This is a genomic window from Thermus aquaticus (assembly GCF_001280255.1).
Lineage (GTDB): Bacteria > Deinococcota > Deinococci > Deinococcales > Thermaceae > Thermus > Thermus aquaticus.
Genome location: NZ_LHCI01000106.1, coordinates 1,067,104 through 1,086,925, shown reverse-complemented (window position 1 = coordinate 1,086,925; position 19,822 = coordinate 1,067,104). Strand labels below are relative to the sequence as shown.

General features: G+C 68.9%; 21 protein-coding genes, 1 tRNA gene and 2 pseudogenes. 18 read left to right on the top strand and 6 right to left on the bottom strand.

Annotation, left to right across the window (positions count from 1 at the left end; translation table 11 throughout):
* Positions 1-61: 61 nt before the first annotated feature.
* From fabF to BVI061214_RS06965, 5 genes are all read left to right on the top strand, one after another.
* Positions 62-1,288 (top strand): beta-ketoacyl-ACP synthase II, encoded by a 1,227-nt coding sequence (gene fabF / locus BVI061214_RS06985; protein WP_053767788.1) that lies wholly within the window; start codon positions 62-64, stop codon positions 1,286-1,288.
* Positions 1,289-2,416: a deoxyguanosinetriphosphate triphosphohydrolase gene (locus BVI061214_RS06980; RefSeq protein WP_053767787.1), complete on the top strand. Its 1,128-nt coding sequence runs from the start codon at positions 1,289-1,291 to the stop codon at positions 2,414-2,416. It begins immediately after the preceding gene.
* 15 nt (positions 2,417-2,431) lie between these two features.
* Positions 2,432-3,622 carry a 2-aminoadipate transaminase gene (gene lysN / locus BVI061214_RS06975; protein WP_053767786.1) on the top strand — a complete coding sequence of 397 codons (1,191 nt, stop codon included), beginning with the start codon at positions 2,432-2,434 and terminating at the stop codon, positions 3,620-3,622.
* A 153-nt stretch (positions 3,623-3,775) separates the two neighbouring features.
* The gene (locus tag BVI061214_RS06970; protein ID WP_053767785.1) at positions 3,776-4,912 is read left to right on the top strand and encodes a phenylacetate--CoA ligase family protein; all 1,137 of its coding nucleotides are present in this window, start codon (positions 3,776-3,778) and stop codon (positions 4,910-4,912) included.
* 225 nt (positions 4,913-5,137) lie between these two features.
* The gene (locus BVI061214_RS06965; protein ID WP_003046142.1) at positions 5,138-6,058 is read left to right on the top strand and encodes a carbohydrate kinase family protein; all 921 of its coding nucleotides are present in this window, start codon (positions 5,138-5,140) and stop codon (positions 6,056-6,058) included.
* Here BVI061214_RS06965 and hisH read toward each other — a convergent pair.
* The 3 genes from hisH to BVI061214_RS06950 are packed head-to-tail and all read right to left on the bottom strand — an operon-like array spanning position 6,029 to position 8,242.
* Positions 6,029-6,625 (bottom strand): imidazole glycerol phosphate synthase subunit HisH, encoded by a 597-nt coding sequence (gene hisH, locus BVI061214_RS06960; RefSeq protein ID WP_003046144.1) that lies wholly within the window; start codon positions 6,623-6,625, stop codon positions 6,029-6,031. The two genes, BVI061214_RS06965 and hisH, sit on opposite strands and share 30 nt — an antisense overlap.
* Positions 6,622-7,206 (bottom strand): imidazoleglycerol-phosphate dehydratase HisB, encoded by a 585-nt coding sequence (gene hisB / locus BVI061214_RS06955; RefSeq protein ID WP_053767784.1) that lies wholly within the window; start codon positions 7,204-7,206, stop codon positions 6,622-6,624. The genes hisH and hisB overlap by 4 nt, the downstream gene beginning before the upstream one ends.
* Positions 7,199-8,242, bottom strand: coding sequence for a pyridoxal phosphate-dependent aminotransferase (locus tag BVI061214_RS06950; RefSeq protein WP_053767783.1), 1,044 nt, complete (start codon positions 8,240-8,242; stop codon positions 7,199-7,201). Before BVI061214_RS06950 ends, hisB begins: the two co-directional genes overlap by 8 nt.
* Positions 8,243-8,485: 243 nt before the next feature.
* Here BVI061214_RS06950 and BVI061214_RS13805 point away from each other — a divergent pair, with 243 nt between their 5' ends.
* From BVI061214_RS13805 to BVI061214_RS12555, 3 genes and pseudogenes are all read left to right on the top strand, one after another.
* The gene (locus BVI061214_RS13805; RefSeq protein ID WP_248841736.1) at positions 8,486-8,677 is read left to right on the top strand and encodes a hypothetical protein; all 192 of its coding nucleotides are present in this window, start codon (positions 8,486-8,488) and stop codon (positions 8,675-8,677) included.
* A gap of 429 nt (positions 8,678-9,106) precedes the next feature.
* Positions 9,107-9,448: pseudogene (locus BVI061214_RS13800) on the top strand (IS200/IS605 family accessory protein TnpB-related protein); the annotation flags it as partial.
* A gap of 14 nt (positions 9,449-9,462) precedes the next feature.
* A pseudogene (locus tag BVI061214_RS12555) lies at positions 9,463-9,816 on the top strand (nucleotidyltransferase domain-containing protein); the annotation flags it as partial.
* On the opposite strand, the gene BVI061214_RS06935 reads toward BVI061214_RS12555, so the two are convergent.
* On the bottom strand, positions 9,808-10,749 hold the full coding sequence (locus BVI061214_RS06935) for a thiamine-phosphate kinase (RefSeq protein WP_053767780.1): 942 nt from the start codon (positions 10,747-10,749) through the stop codon (positions 9,808-9,810). The pseudogene BVI061214_RS12555 and the gene BVI061214_RS06935 overlap by 9 nt on opposite strands.
* A gap of 27 nt (positions 10,750-10,776) precedes the next feature.
* On the opposite strand from BVI061214_RS06935, the gene BVI061214_RS06930 reads away from it, so the two are divergent.
* Genes BVI061214_RS06930 through BVI061214_RS06920 form a run of 3 tightly spaced genes read left to right on the top strand, consistent with a single transcriptional unit; the run spans position 10,777 to position 14,180 of the window.
* Positions 10,777-11,493: a 2-phosphosulfolactate phosphatase gene (locus BVI061214_RS06930; RefSeq protein ID WP_053767779.1), complete on the top strand. Its 717-nt coding sequence runs from the start codon at positions 10,777-10,779 to the stop codon at positions 11,491-11,493.
* Positions 11,481-12,185: a WecB/TagA/CpsF family glycosyltransferase gene (locus tag BVI061214_RS06925; RefSeq protein WP_053767778.1), complete on the top strand. Its 705-nt coding sequence runs from the start codon at positions 11,481-11,483 to the stop codon at positions 12,183-12,185. Before BVI061214_RS06930 ends, BVI061214_RS06925 begins: the two co-directional genes overlap by 13 nt.
* A gap of 9 nt (positions 12,186-12,194) precedes the next feature.
* On the top strand, positions 12,195-14,180 hold the full coding sequence (locus BVI061214_RS06920) for a tetratricopeptide repeat protein (protein WP_248841734.1): 1,986 nt from the start codon (positions 12,195-12,197) through the stop codon (positions 14,178-14,180).
* A 40-nt stretch (positions 14,181-14,220) separates the two neighbouring features.
* Here BVI061214_RS06920 and BVI061214_RS06915 read toward each other — a convergent pair.
* Positions 14,221-14,296 (bottom strand) — tRNA-Ala (locus BVI061214_RS06915).
* 37 nt (positions 14,297-14,333) lie between these two features.
* Entirely contained in the window at positions 14,334-14,672 is a 339-nt protein-coding gene (locus tag BVI061214_RS06910) for a hypothetical protein (RefSeq protein WP_053767777.1), read from the bottom strand.
* Between the two features lie 62 nt (positions 14,673-14,734).
* On the opposite strand from BVI061214_RS06910, the gene BVI061214_RS06905 reads away from it, so the two are divergent.
* The 7 genes from BVI061214_RS06905 to nuoD all read left to right on the top strand — a co-directional run bounded on the left by BVI061214_RS06905 (position 14,735) and on the right by nuoD (position 19,822).
* Positions 14,735-15,376, top strand: coding sequence for a Rad52/Rad22 family DNA repair protein (locus BVI061214_RS06905; protein WP_053767776.1), 642 nt, complete (start codon positions 14,735-14,737; stop codon positions 15,374-15,376).
* Entirely contained in the window at positions 15,373-16,116 is a 744-nt protein-coding gene (locus BVI061214_RS06900) for a metallophosphoesterase (protein ID WP_053767775.1), read from the top strand. The genes BVI061214_RS06905 and BVI061214_RS06900 overlap by 4 nt, the downstream gene beginning before the upstream one ends.
* A complete protein-coding gene (gene rsmA, locus BVI061214_RS06895) occupies positions 16,109-16,927 on the top strand; it encodes a 16S rRNA (adenine(1518)-N(6)/adenine(1519)-N(6))-dimethyltransferase RsmA (protein ID WP_053767774.1) in 819 nt (272 codons plus the stop codon). The genes BVI061214_RS06900 and rsmA overlap by 8 nt, the downstream gene beginning before the upstream one ends.
* 158 nt (positions 16,928-17,085) lie before the next feature.
* Complete coding sequence (locus BVI061214_RS06890; RefSeq protein WP_053767773.1) at positions 17,086-17,445, top strand: NADH-quinone oxidoreductase subunit A; 360 nt, start codon at positions 17,086-17,088, stop codon at positions 17,443-17,445.
* Positions 17,436-17,981 (top strand): NuoB/complex I 20 kDa subunit family protein, encoded by a 546-nt coding sequence (locus tag BVI061214_RS06885; protein WP_053767772.1) that lies wholly within the window; start codon positions 17,436-17,438, stop codon positions 17,979-17,981. The genes BVI061214_RS06890 and BVI061214_RS06885 overlap by 10 nt, the downstream gene beginning before the upstream one ends.
* Positions 17,982-17,984: 3 nt before the next feature.
* Positions 17,985-18,605: an NADH-quinone oxidoreductase subunit C gene (locus BVI061214_RS06880; RefSeq protein WP_053767771.1), complete on the top strand. Its 621-nt coding sequence runs from the start codon at positions 17,985-17,987 to the stop codon at positions 18,603-18,605.
* Entirely contained in the window at positions 18,602-19,822 is a 1,221-nt protein-coding gene (nuoD, locus tag BVI061214_RS06875) for an NADH dehydrogenase (quinone) subunit D (protein WP_053767770.1), read from the top strand. The genes BVI061214_RS06880 and nuoD overlap by 4 nt, the downstream gene beginning before the upstream one ends.

Below are 19,822 nucleotides of genomic sequence, written 5' to 3'. Positions count from 1 at the left end.
GGGTCATTCCGGCCGGGCGGGCGCTCCGCCCGGCCTTTAGCCTTCCGGGTATACTAGCCCCATGCGGCGCGTGGTCATCACCGGCCTCGGGGCCCTCACCCCCATCGGGGTGGGGCAGGAGGCCTTCCACCAGGCCCAGCTTGCCGGCAAAAGCGGGGTGAGGCCCATCACCCGCTTTGACGCTTCCGCCCTCCCGGTGCGCATCGCCGCCGAGGTGGACGTGAACCCCGAGGACTACCTGGACAAAAAGGAGCTCCGCCGCCTGGACCGCTTCGTCCAGTACGCCCTGATCGCCGCCGAGCTGGCCCTCAAGGACTCCGGGCTGGACCTAAGCGCCCTGGACCCCGAGCGGGTGGGCACCCTGGTGGGTACAGGCATCGGCGGGATGGAGACCTGGGAGGCCCAGAGCCGGGTCTTCCTGGAAAGGGGGCCAAACCGCATCAGCCCCTTCTTCATCCCCATGATGATCGCCAACATGGCCTCGGCCCACATCGCCATGCGCTACGGCTTCCAGGGGCCCTCCTCCACCGCCGTCACCGCCTGCGCCACGGGCTCGGACGCCCTGGGAAGCGCCACGCGCATGATCCAGCTGGGGGAGGCGGAGGTGGTCCTCGCCGGGGGCACGGAGGCCGCCATCACCCCCATGGCCATCGGGGCCTTCGCCGTGATGCGGGCCCTTTCCACCAGGAACGAGGAGCCCGAGAAGGCTAGCCGCCCCTTCACCCTCTCCCGGGACGGCTTCGTCATGGGCGAGGGGGCCGGGGTACTGGTCCTGGAGGAGTACGAGCACGCCAGGAGGCGGGGGGCCAGGATCTACGCCGAGCTTGTGGGCTTTGGCCGGAGCGCCGACGCCCACCACATCACCGAGCCCCACCCCGAGGGGCGGGGGGCCGCCTTGGCCATGGAGCGGGCCCTCAAGGACGCCCGGGTGGCCCCGGAAGAGGTGGGCTACATCAACGCCCACGGCACCTCCACCCCCGTGGGGGACCGGGCCGAGGTCCTGGCCATCAAGCGGGTCTTCGGGGAGCACGCCAAGAGGCTTATGGTCTCCAGCACCAAGAGCATGATCGGCCACCTCCTGGGGGCCGCGGGGGCGGTGGAGGCCATCGCCACCGTCCAGGCCCTCTACCACGGGGTCATCCCTCCCACCATCAACCTCGAGGACCCCGACCCCGAGCTGGACCTGGACTTCGTCCCCGAGCCCAGGGAGGCCCGGGTGGACTACGCCCTCTCCAACTCCTTCGCCTTCGGCGGGCAGAACGCCGTCCTCCTCTTCAAGCGGGTCTAAATGCTCTTTGACCGGGAGAGGCTCATAGCCTTGGAGGAAGGCCGCCTGGCCCCCTACGCGCAAAAGGCCAGGGACACCCGGGGGCGGGCCCACCCGGAGCCCGAGTCCCGCTACCGCACCCCCTACCAGAAGGACCGGGACCGGATCCTCCACACCACCGCCTTCCGCCGCCTGGAGTACAAGACCCAGGTCTTCCCCAACTGGGCCGGGGACTACTACCGCACCCGCCTCACGCACACCCTGGAGGTGGTCCAGGTGGCCCGCTCCATCGCCCGGGCCCTGGGGCTCAACGAGGACCTGACCGAGGCCATCGCCCTTTCCCACGACCTGGGCCACCCCCCCTTCGGCCACACCGGGGAGAAGGTCCTGGACGAGCTCATGCGGGAGGAGGGGGGCTTTGAGCACAACGCCCAGGCCCTGAGGATCCTCACCCACCTGGAGGAGCGCTACCCGGGCTTTAGGGGCCTCAACCTCACCTACGAGGTCCTGGAGGGCATCGCCACCCACGAGACCGCCTACGCCCCCACCTTCAAGCCCCTCTACGAGGGGCAGGGGACCCTCGAGGCCCAGGTGGTGGACCTCTCGGACGCCATCGCCTACGCCGCCCACGACCTGGACGACGGCCTCCGCTCGGGCCTCCTCCGGCCGGAAGACCTGGGCGAGGTGCCCCTCCTGAAGGCTTTGGCCCTGGAGGAGGGCCTGAGCCTCTTCTCCTTGAGCGAGCTCGGGAGGCGGGTCCTGATCCGCCAGCTCTTGGGCTACCTCATCACCGACGCCACGGAGGCCACCCATAAAAAGGTGGAGGAAAGCGGCATCCAGAGCGCCGAAGCCGTGCGCCGCCACCCCGAGCGCCTGGCGGGCCTCTCCCCCGAAGGGGAAAAGTCTCTAGGGGAACTCAAGGCCTTCCTCATGGAGAGGCTTTACCGCCACCCCCGGGTCCTGGAGGAAAGGCGCAAGGCGGAGATCGTCCTCACCGAGCTCTTCCAGACCTACGCCCGCTACCCGGAGATCCTGCCCAAGGAGGTCCAGGCCCGCATGGAGGCCGAGGGTCTGCGGGCGGTCTGCGACTACCTGGCGGGGATGACGGACCGCTACGCCCTGGAGGCCTACCGCCGCCTCTACCCCTAGGCGTAGACTGGTAGGGTGAAAACCCTAGAGTGGCGTGCGCTTTTTGGCCAAGGCGCCGAGCGGATCCAGGCCTCCACCATCCGGGAGCTCCTCAAGCTCACCCAGCGCCCGGGCATCATCAGCTTCGCCGGGGGGCTTCCCGCCCCCGAGCTCTTCCCCAAGGCGGAGGCGGCGGAAAAGGCGGCGGAGATCCTCAAGGAGAAGGGCGAGGTGGCCCTCCAGTACGGGCCCACCGAGGGCTACCTCCCCCTGAGGGCCTTCGTGGCCGAGTGGCTTGGGGTGGAGGTGGAGGAGGTCCTCATCACCACGGGAAGCCAGCAGGCCCTGGACCTTTTGGGCAAGGTCTTCCTGGACGAAGGGGCCCCGGTCCTCCTCGAGGCCCCCAGCTACCTGGGGGCCATCCAGGCCTTCCGGGCCTACGGCCCCCGCTTCCTCACCGTGCCCACGGGGGAGGAGGGGCCAGACCTGGAAGCCCTGGCCGAGGGCCTGAAGGAGGGTCCCCGCTTCCTCTACCTCATCCCTTCCTTCCAGAACCCCTCGGGGGGGCTGATGCCCCTAAGGGCGCGGGAGCGGCTATTGGAGATGGTCATGGAAAAAGGCCTCTTGGTGGTGGAGGACGACGCCTACCGGGAGCTCTACTTCGGGGAAAGCCGGGTGAAGAGCCTCTTTGAGCTTGCCCGGGAGGCGGGCTACCCCGGGGTCATCTACCTCTCTAGCTTCTCCAAGATCCTGGCCCCAGGCCTCAGGGTGGCCTTCGCCGTGGCCCACCCCGAGGCCCTCCTCAAGCTGACCCAGGCCAAGCAGGGGGTGGACCTCCACACCCCGGTCCTCAACCAGATCCTGGTCCTCGAGCTCCTGAAGGAGGGCTTTAGGGAGCGGCTTGAGCGGGTCCGGCGGGTCTACCGCGACAAGGCCCAGGCCATGCTGGAGGCCCTGGAGAAGGAGATGCCCAAGGAGGTGGCCTTCACCAGGCCCAAAGGAGGGATGTTCGTCTGGATGGAGCTTCCCCAGGGGCTTTCCGCCGAAGCCCTCCTCCACAAAGCCCTGGAGGAAAAGGTGGCCTTCGTGCCCGGAGGGCCCTTCTTCGCCCTGGGGGGCGGGGAGAACACCCTGAGGCTTTCCTACGCCACCATGGACCAGGCCGCCATCGCCGAGGGGGTGCGCCGTCTGGGCCGGGCCCTCAGGGCCCTCCTCACCCCCGCCTGAGGGCAGACTGGGCCGGTACGCAGCCCTTAGGGCAAAGCAAGGCCATGCCCCTGCGGGAAGCCCGGTTTGGGGCCCCTTTTCTGCGCTTCCTAGGGCCCTAGGCGGTATGGCGGCCAGGTCTGGGGGTATAATCCTCCTCCAAGGAGGCGTGGTATGGAAAGGCTTTCGCGGCTGAGGGCGGTGCTGGAGGCGGCCAAGGGCCACCCGGTCTACCGGGAGAAGTTCAAGGACCTGGACCCAAAGGAGGTGACCCTGGAGGACCTCAAGGACCTCCCCCTCACCACCCGCGAGGAGTGGGTGGCCTTCCTCAAGGAAAACCCCAAGCCCCCCGAGGGGGCGAGCCTCATGCACCTCACCCCAAGCCCCCTGCTAGGCTGGATGCCCGAGTACCTCTCCCAGGAAGACCTCCGCTACCAGGCGGAGGCCCTGGCGGCCCACTACCGCCGCCTGGGCCTGGTGGGCAAGAAGGTGCTGGTGGCCTTCAGCTACCACGTCTTCGCCGGGGGGTGGCTTTTCCACCAGGCGCTGTGGCGGGCGGGGAACCTGGTCTTCCCCCACGGCCCCGGGGAGGCGGCCCGCATCGCCGAGCTTTCCCAGGCCTTTGGGTTTGACGTCCTGGTCACCAACCCCTCCTTCGCCCTCAAGGTGGGGCAGGCGGGGGGACGCTTCCCCCTCCTCCTGGCCGGCGGGGAGCCCTTCACCTCCGTCCCCGGCTTCCGGGAGCGGGTGGAGGCCGCCCTCGGCGGGGTGGCCCTGGACGCCTACGGCACCAGCGAGCTGGGCATCGTGGCCGGGGAGCGCCTGGAGAAGGACGGGCTTTGGGAGATTCCGGAGATGGCCATCCTCGAGGTCCTGGACCCCGAGACCTTAAGGCCCGTGGCCGACGGGGAGAAGGGGGAGCTGGTGGTCACCGCCTTAAGCCGCACCTTGATGCCCATGGTGCGCTTCCGCACCGGGGACCTGGCCATCGCCCTTAGGCGGGAAGGCCTCACCGTCCTCCCCTGGGGGGTCTTCGGCCGCACCGACACCATGGTGAAGGTGAAGGGGGTCAAGCTCTACCCCACGGAGCTAGCCCCCATCCTGGCAGGCTTCGGCCTGGACCCCAAGGGCTTCCAGGTGGTGGTGGAGCGCAAGCTGGAGGGCACCGACAAGCTCATCCTCCGCCTCAAGGCCGAGAAGGTGCCCCCCGGGCTCCCGGAGGCCATCGCCAAGGCCACGGGCCTCAGGGTGGACGAGGTGGAGCTAACGGGCGAGCTGGAAGGCGGCCTGGTGGTGGACCGGCGGTTCTAAACCCCCCGCCGTGGCAAAGGCCACGGCGGGGGCCCCAAGGCGGCCACTTGTACCACCCCATGCTGGCCCAAGCCAGCATGGGGGCCCCGGGCATACGCTCCAGCCCCCACCCTGAGGGCGGGGGCTTGTTAATCTTCTCTCATAAAGAAGGGGTATACTCCTAGCACAGGCCAAGGGCCCTTGCGGTATAGTGGGGGCAAAGCCATCTCGCCGGAAGGAGGCGCCATGCGGTTCTTTGTGCTGGGCGACGTTTCTGTGGACCTACTCTTTTTTGTGGAGCGCATCCCCGAACCCGGGGAGGAGATCCCCTCCAGGCGGGCCCTGATGAAGCCGGGCGGGGCCGGGGGGACTTTGGCGGCCCAGCTGGCCAGCCTGGGCCACCGGGTGTTTCTGGCGGGCCGGGTGGGCCAGGACCCCTTCGCCGATCTGGCCCTGAGCCGGGTGCGGGAGGTGGGCGTGGACCTCCGCCACCTGCAGGAGGACCCGGACCACACCACCAGCTCGGTCCTCATCCTGGTGGTCCCGGGCGGGGAAAGGGCCATGGTGAGCGCCGAAGGGGCGAGCCGCTATCTGGACCCCGCCCTCTTCAAGCCCCGCTACCTGGACCAGGCCGACGCCCTGGTTCTCTCCGCCTACGCCCTGGTGGGGGGGCCTTCCCGGAGCTACGCCGTGGAGGCCCTCGAGGCCGCCAGAAAGCGGGAGATGCCCATCTTCGCCGACCTGGGCACGGGGGCGGTACGGGCGGCGGGACGGGAGCTTCTCAAGCACCTCCGGGGAGTGAGCTGGCTCCTCATGAACCAGACCGAGCTTTTGGCCCTCACCGGGGCCTCTTCCCTCTCCGAGGGGGTGGCGAGGCTTAGGGAGGAGGGCTTCCAGCACCTGGCCATCAAGGTAGGCGCCATGGGCTCCATCGTGGTCACGCCGGAAGGGGAGGAGCTTTTGGAGCCTTACCCGGTGGAGGACATCGTGGACTCCACCGGGGCCGGCGACGCCTACACCGCCGCCTTCGCCCACGCCATCCTCTCGGGAAAGAGGCCGGTGGAGGCCGCCCGCCTGGCCAACCTGGCCGGGGCTTTGGCGGCCACGGGCCTGGGGGCCCAGGGGAGGCTCATCCGCCTAGAGGACCTGGAAGTGGCGGCGGGCTAGGGCCAAAAAGGCTAGGCCCGCCCGCCCGCTCTTCTCCGGGTGGAACTGGGGGGCGAGGAGGTTTTCCCTGGCCAGGAGGGCGGCGAAAGGGGTGCCCTCGTACTCCCCCACCCCCAGGGCCTCTGGGGTGAGGGGGCCAAAGAAGGAGTTGGCGAAGTAAAAGTGCCGGCCCGAAAGAGGGGCGAAGGGCCCCTCCAGGCGCACCCGGTTCCAGCCCATCTGGGGCACCCGCCCCCGGGGAAAGCGGCGCACCACCCCGGGGAAGAGGCCCAGGCCCTTCACTCCGGGGGCCTCCTCGCTTTCCTGGTAGAGGATCTGCATGCCCACGCAGATCCCCAGGAAAGGCAGGCCCTTTTGGATATGATCCAGAACCCGCTCCACAAAGCCCGAGGCCCGGAAGGCGGCCATGACCTGGCCGAAGTGGCCCTGGCCCGGCAGGACCAGGAGGCTGGCCTCCGGGCAGGCCCTGGGGTCGGAGGCAACGCTGACGGCGAAGCCGGCGGCCTCGAGGGCCTTGGCGGCGCTCCTTAGGTTCCCCGAGCCGTAGTCTATGAGGAGGGTCTTCATAGGACGCCCTTGGTGCTGGGAAGCCCCTCCCCCGTGAGCCGGGTGGCCCGGTGGAGGGCCCGGGCCAGGGCCTTGAAGCTGGCCTCCAGGACGTGGTGGGCCTCCCGCCCGGAAAGGAGCCTCAGGTGCAGGGTGAGCCTCCCGTGGTTCACCAGGCCCCGCAGGAACTCCCTGAGGTGGTAGTGGTTGACCCCGCCCGCCTCCCCCACCACGGGCCAGGCCTCGGGGCGGTATTCCAGGTGGGGCCTTCCCGAGAGGTCCAGGACGCAGAGGACCAGGGTCTCGTCCATGGGGGCGAAGGCCTCGGCGTAGCGCTCCAGGCCCCTCCCCTCGCCCAGGGCCTCCTTGAGGGCCATGCCCAGGGTGATGCCCACGTCCTCCACCAGGTGGTGGACGTCCACCTCCAGGTCCCCCCTGGCCTCCACCTCCAGGAGGAAGCGCCCGTGCCGCTGGAGCTGGAGGAGCATGTGGTCCAGGAAGGGAAGGCCCGTGGCCACCTCCCCGCCCACCGGGCCGTCCAGGCCAAGCCTGAGGCGCACCCAGGTCTCCGCCGTGGCCCTCTCCACCAAAGCCTCACGCATAGGCCACCTCAAAGGCCGCCCGCAAAAAGGCCTCCATCTCCTCCCTAAGGCCCACGGTCACCCGGATGCACCCCTTTAGGCCCGGGTAGCGGTCCTGCCGCCGCACCAGGATGCCCCCTTTGAGGAGGTGGGCGTGGGCCTGGGCGGCGTCCGGCGTGCGCACCAGGAGGAAGTTGGTGTGGCTGGGGTAGGGATGCCAGAGGGGGTGCTGGCGAAGCCTCCCATAGACCCGCTCCCGCTCCTGCCGCACGTAGGCCGCCACCTCCTGGACGTAGCCGGGGTTTTCCAGGACCACCTCCAGGATGGCCCCGGTGTGGGCGGGAAGGACAAAGGGGGGTAGGACCTCCCGCACCACCTGGGCCACCTCCGGGCTTGCCAGCAGGTACCCCGCCCGGATGCCCCCCAGGGAAAAGGCCTTGGAGAAGGTGCGCAAAAAGGCCACGTGGGGGTTGTCCCGCCCCAGCGGGGAAAAGTCTGTCCCGGAGAACTCCCGGTAGGCCTCGTCCACCACCAGGAGGCCACCCACCTCCCTGGCCCTTTCCGCCAGGACCTTCAGGGCCTCCTCGGGGAAGAGGGCCCCCGTGGGGGCGTGGGGGTTGGGAAGGAAGAGGACCCCCCCGGTGAAGGCGGCGAGGAGGGCCTCTAGGTCCAGGGCGAAGCCCTCCCCCAGGGGCACCGCCCGGTAGGGGGTCCCCGCCGCTTTGGCGGCGTGGGCGTAGTGGGGGAAGGAGGGGCTTAGGTCCAGGACCTCCTCTGCCGCCAGGCTCAAGGCCAGGATCAGGAGGTTGGACCCCGGGGAAAGGACCACCCCCTCCTCCTCCCAGTCCAGGAGGGCGGCAAGCCGGCTCCGGAGCCTCTCGGCGTGGATCTCGGGGTAGCGGTTCCAGGGAAGGCGGGCCATGCGCCTCAGGGCCTCCTCCTTGAGGGCCTCCGGCAGGTCAAAGGGGCTTTCGTTCTGGTCCAGCTTGATGGGGGCCTCCACCTTGGCGTAGGGGTAGGGGGAAAGGCCCCTAAGGTGCGCCTTAAAGGCCCGCATAGGGGCAGTATACCGGGTAGACTGGAGGGGTGAACCGGGCGAGGGACTGGGACATCCCCACCCGCTACCCCGACGCCTTCCCCGAAGGCCCTTCCGCGGAACACTACGGCCCCCTTCAGAGCCAGGAGGTGCAAACAGCTGAAAAATAGCCCACAAATCCGCACGCTTCCTCTTTCTCGTTCCCGGTTCATCCAAAAGCGCAAGACTTCACGGAGGGCGGCGAAAGAGGCGAAAGGGGGTAAAATGAACCCAAGGATGCCCGAGGCCAAAGCCCCGAAGCTCTTCCTCGGCGTCCACGCCTGCCTGGTCTTTCTCAAGAAGGTAGACGAACAGGCCGTCCTGGACCTCATGCGCCGCTTCTCCAGCGCCACGAGGTTCGCCTACCAACGCCTCCTGGAAGGGCGGGATCGGAAAGAGCTCAAGCGGCGAGGATAGTCCCCTCTGCAGGCTCTTCGGCCTCAACACCCGCTACCGTTTGGGGAAACGGCGCTTATGTCCGTGCCCTGGTCCAGACCTCCCACCCCCACCTGAAGGCGCTCCAGAGGGCCTACGCCTCCTTCCCCTACAACGTGGCCATCCGGGTCAAGGACGGCAAGGTCTACGCCCACTTCACCTGGAGCGAGGGAGTTTCCCCTCCCGTCCACACCAAGGCGAACGGGGTCCTGGAGACAGACCTGAACCGCAACCCCCACCACCCAGCCCCACCGCCCCTCTGCAGGCTCTTCGGCCTCAACACCCGCTACGCCGATGGGGCCATAGAAAAGGCCCAGGCCGCCCTGGACTCTGCCCGGGAACTGGGCCAAGACCCCCGCAAGGTGGTCTTCGGGGGCAGAAAGCTCTTTGAGCAACTCACACGGGGACCACCTCCAGGAACTCCAAAAGCTCAAAGAGGCGGAGAAGAACCCCTACCACAGGCGGAGGCTTTCCCGGGACCTGGGGAAGGCCAAGGCCGCCCTGACCCTCGTCTCAAGCCTTCAGGGCTCGCCGGGGAGCCGGAAGGGGGTAACCAAGGGAAGGAACCCCTCCGGCGCCTATCCCTGGCGGGTCCTGAGGGTAGGCCTTTTCCTTCCCCTTCTCGGGCTTGAGGTGCCCAGGGACCTTTCTCCCCTCAAGCCCATCCTGCACGGATCGTGGAAGGGGTGGAAGATAGGCTCAGGTCCTCATCCTGGTGGAGGGCCGGGGTGCGCTAACGTGCACTTTTACTGACCAGGCCCTGGACTATGCCCGTGAGGTCCTTGCGTTCGCCCGTGCTCAGATGGCCTAGCCGGGAGGAGGTGGAGGAGGCCCTAAAGGCCTGGCTCGCCCGCCACCCCATCCCGGGTCTTTTGGCCCTGGGCTACTTCGGCTCCTACGCCCGGGGGGACCACGGGGTGGGGAGCGACCTGGACCTGGTCCTGGTGGTGGAGGTCTCGGAGCTGCCCCCCTGGCAGAGGGCAGCCCCGCTCCCCCTCGAGGAGCTTCCCGTGCCCACGGAGGCCCTGGTCTACACCCTCCCCGAGTGGCGGGGCCTGGCAGAGAGGAGTCCCCGCTTCGCCCGGGTCCTCCGGGAGGAGACCCGCTGGCTCCTAGGGCCGGAAGTGGTCGTAGCCCCTCCGGGGGACGGGGCGGCTCCTCAGGTAGACCCCCTCCCCCTCCCCCACCCGCCCGGCCCGGAAGAGGGGTAGGCCCACGGCCTCCGCCCTGGCCAAGACCGCCCCCTCGGCCTCGGGGGGCACCACCAGCACCGCCTCAAACTCCTCGCCCCCGTAGAGGACCAGCTCCAAGGCCTCGTCCTCGCCGCCGGCGAAGGCCAGGACGTCGGGGTAGAGGGGGAGGGCCTCGAGGTCCACCCGCACCCCGAGCTCGGAAAGCTGCCACAGGGTCTCGGCGAGGCCGTCCGAGGAGTCCAGGCCGCCCCTAAGGAGGCCGGAAAGGGCCAAGAGCTCCAGCCTGGGCAGGGGGTAGAAGGCGGCCTGGCGAATCTCGGGAAACCCTTCCAGGGAACGCCCCCGGTAGTGGGCCAAGATGGCCGCCCCCAACCGCCCCCAGCGGTCCCCCGCCAAAAAGAGGAGGTCCCCGGGGCGCGCCCTCCGGGGAAGGGGGGCATGGCTCAGGGCGAAGCCGGAGACGGTGAGGGCCACCTCCTCCCCGGCGTTGGTGTCCCCGCCGAGGAGCGGGGCTCCAAGCCGCCCGGCGGCCTCCGCCGCCCCCCGCACCAGTCCCAGGGCGAAGGCCTCCTCCAGCTCCGGGGGCAGGAAGAGGCCCAGGGTGAAGCCCAGGGGACGGCCCATCTTCACCAGAAGATCGGAGGCCGTGGCCGCCACCCCCCTGAAGCCCACCTCAAAGGGCCCCATGCCCAAGAGGGCCACCTCCCGGTAGAGGAAGCCGTCGGTCTTGAGGAGCCAGGCCGCCTCCCCCACCCACACCCCCCCGGCGTCGTCCCCGGGGGGGAGGGGGGCCTCCAGGGGGTACCCCAAAGGGGCCAGTTTCCTCAGAAGGGCCCGCTCCCCCAGGTCCTTGAGCCGCATACGCCCAGGCTAAGGTATCATGGCGGGGTGTGCCGGGTTGACCTGTGCCTGAGGCCGGCCCTGGGGCCCCTTTTCCTGGTGGAGGTCCTCCCCGCAGGCAGCGTCCTCACCCTCCTCCTGGCCCAGGGCGCCCAGGAGGTCTGGGTGGCCCCGGGGCCCAAGGTGGCCCGCCTTCTGGCCCAGGAGCTGGGCCGGGAGGCCCTCCTTCTGGGGGAGGTGGAGGGCTTCCCCCCGGAGGGCTTCCACGGGAGGGTCTCCCTGGTGGAGCTGGAAGCCACCGAGGTAAAGGGTAAAAGGGCCATCCTGGTGGCCCCCATGCTCAACGCCAGCCTCCTGCCCGAGGAGAAGGAGGTCTATCTGGCCGGCTTCCGCAACGCCAAGGCCGCCCTGGAGCTGGCCCGAAGCCTCCCCTCCCCCACCTTCCGCCCCGCCGGGGCCCCCGAGCCCCTCCTCTCGGCCCTGGTGGCCACCGGGTTCTTCCAGAAGAAGCTTGCCCAGGAAGGCCCCCCTACCCTGGCCACCGCCCTCCTCAAGGCCTTCCCCGACCCCCAGGAGGCCCTCTTCCAAAGCCCGGAGGGCCAGGCCCTCCACCGGGAGGGGCGCACCGAGGAGCTGGCCCGGGCGAGCCTCATCGGGGTGGACCCGGTGGTGCCCAGGCTGGCCGAGACCCGCTTCTTCCCCAAGGAAGCCTTTGGCCTCACCCAGGACCGTTTCGCCCAGAGGTTCGTGCCGTGGAGCGCCTAGAGATTTTGGGCCTTCCCCTGGACCCTGTGGACATGGAGGAGGCCCTAAAGCGCATCGGGGGCTTTCTGGAGGAGACCCGGACCCACCAGGTGGTCACCCTGAACCCGGAGATGGTGGTGCGGGCCCAGGAGGACGAGGCCTTAAGAAGGGCGGTCCTCGAGGCCGAGCTCATCACCCCGGACGGCGTGGGGATCCTCTGGGCCGCAAAAAGGCTGAAGGGGGTGGCCCTCAAGGAACGGGTCACGGGGGTGGACCTCACCCTGGCCCTTTTCCGGCGCTTTCCCGGGCTCAGGGTCTACCTCCTGGGAGGGAAGCCCGGGGTGGCGGAGCGGGCCGCCAGGGAGGCGGAAAGGCTTGGGGCGGAGGTGGTGGGCGCCCACCACGGCTACTTCCAGGAAGAAGGCCCCGTGGTGGCCGAGATCCAGGAGAAGGCCCCGGACCTCCTCCTGGTGGGCATGGGGGAGAGGCAGGAGGCCTTCATCCACCGCCACAAGCCCCACCTGGGGGCCCGGGTGGCCATAGGGGTGGGCGGGACCCTGGACGTCCTGGCGGGGGAGGCTAAAAGAGCGCCTCTCTTTGCCCAGAGGCTCGGCCTGGAGTGGCTTTTGCGGGTGGGCCTGGACCCCAAGCGCTGGCGCAGGGCCCCGAGGCTTTGGCGCTTCGCTTACCTGGTCCTCAGGGAAAGCTGCTAGAATGCCTCCATGCGCTGGCTAAGTGCCCGCACTTTGGTTTCGCAACATGGGGTGCCCAAGTCTGAGCTGTGGAAGGGCTTTTCTGGGGCCCCCACCGCGGCGAAAGCCGCGGTGGGGTGCTTAGCTCCCTTCCTCTTCCTGGGCCTGGCCCTGGCCCAGGGCCTGGTCCTGCCCTTTGAGGGGCCCAGGGGGTACACCCTGGCCCAGGCCTTCGCCGAGGGCCTGAAGGCCCCACCCCCCACCCTCCTCGCCCTCCTCCTCCCCGAGCCCCCCTGGCGGGACGGGTACGAGCTCGTGGGGGGGCTTTACTCCCGGGCGGGGGCCCGGCTGGCCCGGGAGATCACCGGGGCGGACTGGGTCCTCCTGGGCCGGGAAGAAGAGAGGGGCCTCAGGCTCTTCCTGGCCGGGAAAGAGGGGGTGAAGGAAGGCCTCTTCGCCAACCTGGGGGCGGCCTGGCTCTGGCTCCAGAAGGAGGGCCTGGCCCCCAAGTTTAGCGCCCTCCCCGCGCCCAAAGGGGACGAGGCCCGCCTGCAAGCCCTGGCCCGGGGGGAGGACCCCGACCCCCTCCACCGGTCGGCCCTGGACCTGAGGGAGGGGCGGGGCGCGGGGCTTCTCCTGGGCCTCCTCCCCGAAAGGCTTCTCCTCTTCTGGCAGGGCAGGCTCCCCCGGGCCTACGGCCTCCTGCGCCTCTTCGCCGAGGGCAAGCGGGAGGAGGCCCTGAAGGAGGCCGAGGCCCTCCTCTCCGGGGACGCCCTGGAGCGCACCGCCGCCCACCTGGTCCTTAGGGCCCTCGAGGACCCCCGCTGGCCCGCCTCGGCCCGGGCCCTGAAGGAGGCCTTCCCCGAGTCCCCCCTGGCCTGGGAGGAGGTGAGCTTCGCCGCCTTCCAGGAAGGAAAGGGGGAAGAGGCCAAGGAGGCCCTCCTCCAGGCCATAAGGCTCCGCCCCGACTCCTGGCTTTACTGGACCAACCTGGGCTGGGCCCTCTACCTCACCGGGGACCTCCCCCGGGCCATCCGGGCCTCGGAGCGGGCGGTGGCCCTGAACCCCAACGCCACCGCCTACTACAACCTGGGCCTCTTCCGGGCCATCTACGGGGACTACCTGGGGGCCAAGGCCGCCTACGACCGGGCTTTGCGGCTGGACGAGGGGGAGGATTTCCAGGAGGCCCTTAAGGACCTGGAGGCGAGGGGGGAGCCCCTTGCCCTCTTCTTCCGGGCCTACGTGGCCGAGCGGGCAGGGCTCGAGGCCAAAGCCCTCTACCGGGCCTTCCTGGAGGCCCACCCCCGGCACCCGGCCGCCTTTGCCGCCCGGCGGGCCCTGGCCCGGCTGGAAGGGGGCGAGCTCCGCCTTTTCCTGGAGAAGCTCACCCTGATCCCCGGGGACCTGGAGGCGAGGCCCTTCCGCGCCGGGGAGGCGGTCTTCCCCGAGGTGCGCCTGGAAGGGCGCCCCTACCTCCTCCGGGCCCCCCTGGAAAGCCTCCTCTTCCGGGAGGGGGAGGAGGTGGGCCGGGCGGAGAAGCCTTTGGGCTTTCCTCCCCTCACCGCCGGCCTCAAGGAGGTGGCCCCCGCCCTCACCCTCCCCGAGCCCGGGCGGTACACCCTCGAGGTCCGTTACGGCGAGGCCAAGGCCCTGGTCCCCCTGGAGGTGGGCCCGCCCAGCCTGGCCCGGCGCCTCTATGCCCTAGGCCTCACGCCCAAGGACCTCTCGGGAACCCCCCTCCTCACCCCCAAGGAGGCCCTAGGCCCCGAAGGGGAAAGGCTTCTTCTGGAGAGGACCCTGGAGGCCCTGAAGGAGGCCGCCCCCCTGGCCACCTCCCCCTCCCTCACGGCACCCCTCCCCAAGGGGCCCTACCAGGGGAAAAGCGTCCAGGAGATCCTCAAGAACCCAAGCCCCGACCTGGTCCGGGCCTTCTACGAGCACGTCCTGGAAAACCCCGAGGCCCTGGGGGAAAACGACGTGGTCAACGGCTTCGTGGAGTGGCTTCTGGGCCCGTAACGGCGTAACGGCCACCCCCCGCCCTAGGGCGGGGGGCTTTTGGTGGAGCCGACGGGACTCGAACCCGTGACCTCCTGAGTGCGATTCAGGCGCGCTCCCAGCTGCGCCACGGCCCCACGCGCCCTATATGGTAGCGGGGGCCCTTGGCCTTGTCTAGTCCCCTTCTTTGAGGCGCACCTCCACCCGGCCCTTCTTGTCCTTCACCGAGAGCTTGGCCTTGGCCTTGCCCTTGCGGTACTCCGCCTTCCACTCGTCCTTCTTGACCTCGTACTTCACCCTAACCCAGCCCCTACGGCGCAGGTCCTCGTCGTGGTAGCGGAAGATGGCCTCGGCCTTGGAGGCGTTGTAGACCACCACGATCCCCTGGGGCTCGGCCACCCGTTCCACCACCACCGCCTGGGGAAAGAGGTTGAAGCTGAGGCTAGCGGAAACCTGGACCTCGAGGGCCCACGCCAGGGCGAAAAAGGGAACCAGCCAAAAAAGCCTTTTCATGCCCCAAGCCTACCCCACCCTACCCCGGCCCGGGTGAGGGAAAGCTAAAGTACACTAAAGGCATGGACGAAGTCTGGCGGAAGCTGGCCGAGCCCTTTCCCCCCGGGGAGGTCCAGTGGCGCGTTGAGGCCATTTCCAAAGACAAGCGCCGGGCCCTGGTGGTGCCCTACGTGGACGCCCGCACGGTCCTGGACCGGCTGGATAAAGTGGTGGGCCCCGAGGGCTGGCACGACAGCTACGAGGTCCTCTCCGACGAGGAAAGGAGCCTCAAAGACGAGCGGGGCGAGCGCCGGGAGCGGGTGGTGGAGGTCAAGTGCCGCCTCACCGTTTTGGGGGTCACCAAGGAGGACGTGGGGGAGGGGGACTCCCTCAAGGCCGCCTTCTCCGACGCGCTCAAGCGGGCCGCGGTCAAGTTCGGCGTGGGCCGCTACCTCTACCGCCTGGAGAAGCAGTGGGTGGACTACGACCCGGAAAAGGGCCGCTTCACCCCGCCCACCCTCCCCGAGCCCCAGGAGGCCGGGGAACCCGAGGAGGAGGAAAAGCCCGAAGCCTACCGCCTCATTGACCAGCTCCTGGAGCGCCTCAAGGAGAAGGGCCTGGGCAAGGAGGCGGCCAAGATCGTGACCAAGTACGGGGGCTACGGCAAGACCCCCGAGGAGACCCGCCGCCTCTACGGGGAACTCCGGGCCCTTCTCAAGGGATGAGGGTCATCGCCGTCGGGGACCTCCACGCCAACTTCCCCGCCCTCTGGCGGATCCTCAAGGCCGAGGGGCTGGCAGACGCCGCCCTCCGCCCCACCGAGGCCCTCCGCTCTGGGGAATCCCGGCTGGTCCTCCTGGGCGACCTGGTCCACCCCAAGACCCCAGCCGACTACGAGCGCCTCACCGGCCTTTCCCCCTACGACCCCCAAGACCCCACCCACCTGCGCCTGGCGGCGGGGGCCCAGATCCGGGAGCTATTCCGCCTCAAGGCCTTCCAAGAGGGGGCGGAAGGGCATGTGACCATCCTCCTCGGCAACCACGACGAGGCCGCCCTCAAGGGGGAGCCCATCCTGGGCAACCACTACCTGAAGCACCTGGAGTTCCACCCCGAGCACGGGGGCAAGCCCCTGCCCGAGGCCCTCAAGGCCTGGTTCGCCACCTTCCCCCGGGAGCTCAACCTCCACGGGGTCCACTTCGCCCACGTGGGCCCGGTCCCCTGGCTCCAGGAGTACAACGCGCTCTTCTACGCCCAGAGCGAGCCCAAGACCTGGTGGTTCCGCACCCCGGACTACGTGGAGCGCATGGGCTTCCGCTTCGGGGTCTACGGCCACGTGCCCATGAAGGAGGGCATCCTCCTCAAGGACCGTTTCGCCCTCATAGACGCCCTGGACCTGGGGGAGTATCTGGAGATCCACCCCGAAAGCGAGCCCCTGAAGGTGGAGGTCAGGCGCCTCCATGGCTAACCCCCTCACCTCCCCTAAGGCCGTCAGGGAGCTCCTCGCCCGGCATGGCCTCTTCGCCGACAGGCGCTTCGGACAGAACTTTCTGGTGTCCGAGGCCCACCTTCGCCGCATCGTGGAGGCGGCCAGGCCCTTCACCGGGCTGGTCTTTGAGGTGGGGCCGGGGCTTGGGGTCCTGACCCGGGCCCTCGCCGAAGCCGGCGCAGAGGTGGTGGCCATAGAAAAGGACCTCCGCCTCAAGCCCGTTCTGGAGGAAACCCTAAAGGGGCTTCCCGTGAGGCTCGTCTTCCAGGATGCCCTGGCCTACCCCTGGGAGGAGGTGCCGGAAGGGAGCCTCCTCGTGGCCAACCTCCCCTACAACATCGCCACACCCCTGGTGACCCGCCTCCTCAAGATGGGCCGCTTCGCCCGCCTGGTCTTTTTGGTGCAGAAGGAGGTGGCCGAGCGCATGACGGCCAGGCCCAAAACCCCGGCCTACGGCCTCCTCTCCCTGAGGGTGGCCCACCACGCCGAGGCGGAAAAGCTCTTGGACCTTCCCCCCGGGGCCTTCTTCCCCCCGCCCAAGGTGGTGAGCGCCCTGGTGCGCCTCCGCCCCAAGGGCGTCCCCGACGACCCCGAGCTCTTCGCCCTCATAGAGGCCGCCTTCGCCAAGAGGCGGAAGACCCTTCTGAACGCCCTGAGCGGGGCGGGCTACCCCAAAGCGCGGGTGGAGGAGGCCCTAAAGGCCCTGGGGCTTCCTCCCGCCGTCCGGGCCGAGGAGCTGGACCTCGAGGCCTTCCGCCGCCTGAAGGCCCTTCTTTACACATCCGTGTAGCCTTTTGGGCCCCATAAGCGGGGGCGCTACACCGATGGCGGTGTAGCCTCCTCCCTTTTGTCCCGGCCCTGGGGTAGTAAGATGGGCGGGGAATGAGGAGGGGCTTTGGGGGTTGGTGGGGCCCCTCCTCGTGAAGAGAGGCACGAAAGGAGGGGACCTTGGCGCCGATCGCAGAGTACGTGAACATCCTGATCTACCTGGGGGTGGCCCTCTTCATCGGGGTGGCGGCCCTGGTGGTGGGGGCCCTCCTCGGCCCCAAGAAGCCGGGGCGGGCCAAGCTCATGCCCTACGAGTCGGGGAACGACCCCGCCGGGGAGGTGAAGCGGTTTCCCGTCCACTTTTACGTGGTGGCCATGCTCTTCATCCTATTTGACGTGGAGGTGGCCTTCCTCTGGCCCTACGCCGTGAGCGCCGGGAAGCTTGGGCTTTACGGCTTCCTGGGGGTCTTGGGCTTCACCCTGCTCCTCCTCGTGGGCTTCCTCTACGAGTGGTGGAAGGGGGTGATGCGGTGGCGCTGAAAGACCTCTTTGAGCGGGACGTCCAGGAGTTGGAAAGGGAGGGCATCCTCTTCACCACCCTGGAGAAGCTGGTGGCCTGGGGGCGGAGCAACTCCTTGTGGCCCGCCACCTTTGGCCTGGCCTGCTGCGCCATTGAGATGATGGCCTCCACCGACGCCAGAAACGACCTGGCCCGCTTCGGGAGCGAGGTCTTCCGGGCCTCGCCCCGGCAGGCCGACGTGATGATCGTGGCCGGGCGGCTCTCCAAGAAGATGGCCCCGGTCATGCGCCGGGTCTGGGAGCAGATGCCCGACCCCAAGTGGGTCATCTCCATGGGGGCCTGCGCCAGCTCAGGGGGGATGTTCAACAACTACGCCATCGTCCAGAACGTGGACTCGGTGGTTCCTGTGGACGTCTACGTCCCGGGCTGCCCCCCTAGGCCCGAGGCCCTCATCTACGCCGTGATGCAGCTGCAGAAGAAGGTCCGCGGCCAGGCCTTTAACGAGCGGGGGGAGAGGCTTCCCCCCGTGGCCGCCTGGAAGCGGGCGAGGGGGTGAGGCATGCGGTTAAGTCGCGTTCTGGAAGAGGCCCGGGCCAAGGGCTACCCCGTGGAGGACAACGGCCTGGGCAACCTCTGGGTGGTCCTGCCCAGGGAGGGCTTCAAGGCGGCCATGGCCCACTACCAGGACCTGGGCTTCAACTACCTGGCCGACATCGTGGGCCTGGACTACCTGACCTACCCGGACCCCAAGCCTGAGCGCTTCGCCGTGGTCTACGAGCTGGTCTCCCTGCCGGGGTGGAAGGACGGGGACGGAAGCCGCTTCTTCGTGCGGGTCTACGTGCCGGAGAAAGACCCCCGCCTCCCCACGGTCACCGACCTCTGGGGGAGCGCAAACTTCCTGGAGAGGGAGGTCTACGACCTCTTCGGCATCGTCTTTGAGGGCCACCCCGACCTCAGGAAGATCCTGACCCCGGAGGACCTCGAGGGCCACCCCCTGCGCAAGGACTTCCCCCTGGGGGAGACCCCCACCCTCTTCCGCGAGGGGCGGTACATCATCCCCAGCGAGTTCCGGGCCGCCATTACCGGCAAGGACCCCGGCCTCACCTTCTACCGCGGGGGTAGCCGCAAGGGCTACCGCGCCCTCTGGGCCGACCTCATGAAGGCCAAGGAGGCCAAATGAAGGACTACCTGGAACTGGACGCCCCAATCCCCGAAGAACCCCGGGAGCTCCGCACCGAGGTCATGACCCTCAACGTGGGCCCCCAGCACCCCTCCACCCACGGGGTCTTGCGCCTGGTGGTGACCCTCTCCGGCGAGGAGGTCCTGGAGGTGGTCCCCCATGTGGGGTATCTCCACACGGGCTTTGAGAAGAACATGGAGAACCGGACCTACCTCCAGAACCTCACCTACACCCCCCGGATGGACTACCTCCACTCCGTGGCCCACGACCTGGCCTACGCCCTGGCGGTGGAAAAGCTGGTGGGGGCGGTGGTGCCCAAGAGGGCCGAGACCATCCGCATCATCCTGAACGAGCTCTCCCGCCTGGCTAGCCACCTGGTCTTCCTGGGGACGGGGCTTTTGGACCTCGGGGCCCTCACCCCCTTCTTCTACGCCTTCCGGGAACGGGAGGCCATCCTGGACCTCTTTGAGTGGGTCACGGGCCAGCGCTTCCACCACAACTACATCCGCATCGGCGGGGTCAAGGAGGACCTGCCCGAGGAGTTCGTCCCCGAGCTCAAAAAGCTTCTGGAGGTCCTCCCCCACCGCATTGACGAGTACGAGGCCCTCTTCGCCGAAAGCCCCATCTTCTACGAAAGGGCCCGGGGTGTGGGGGTGATCCCGCCGGAGGTGGCTATCAACCTAGGCCTCACCGGGGGCTCCTTAAGGGCCAGCGGCGTGAACTACGACGTGCGCAAGGCCTACCCCTACGGGGGCTACGAGACCTACCAGTTTGACGTGCCCCTGGGGGAGAGGGGGGACGTCTTTGACCGGATGCTCATCCGCATCCGGGAGATGCGGGAATCGGTGAAGATCCTAAAGCAGGCCCTGGAGAGGCTGGAGCCCGGGCCCATCCGCGACCCCAACCCCCAGATCACCCCGCCCCCTAGGCCCCTCCTGGAGACCTCCATGGAGGCGGTCATCTACCACTTCAAGCACTACACCGAGGGCTTCCACCCCCCCAAGGGGGAGGTCTACGTGCCCACGGAGTCGGCCCGGGGGGAGCTGGGCTACTACATCGTCTCCGACGGGGGAAGCATGCCCTACCGGGTCAAGGTGCGGGCCCCGAGCTTCGTCAACCTGCAAAGCCTCCCCTACGCCTGCAAGGGGGAGCAGGTGCCCGACATGGTGGCCATCATCGCCAGCCTGGACCCCGTGATGGGGGACGTGGACCGATAG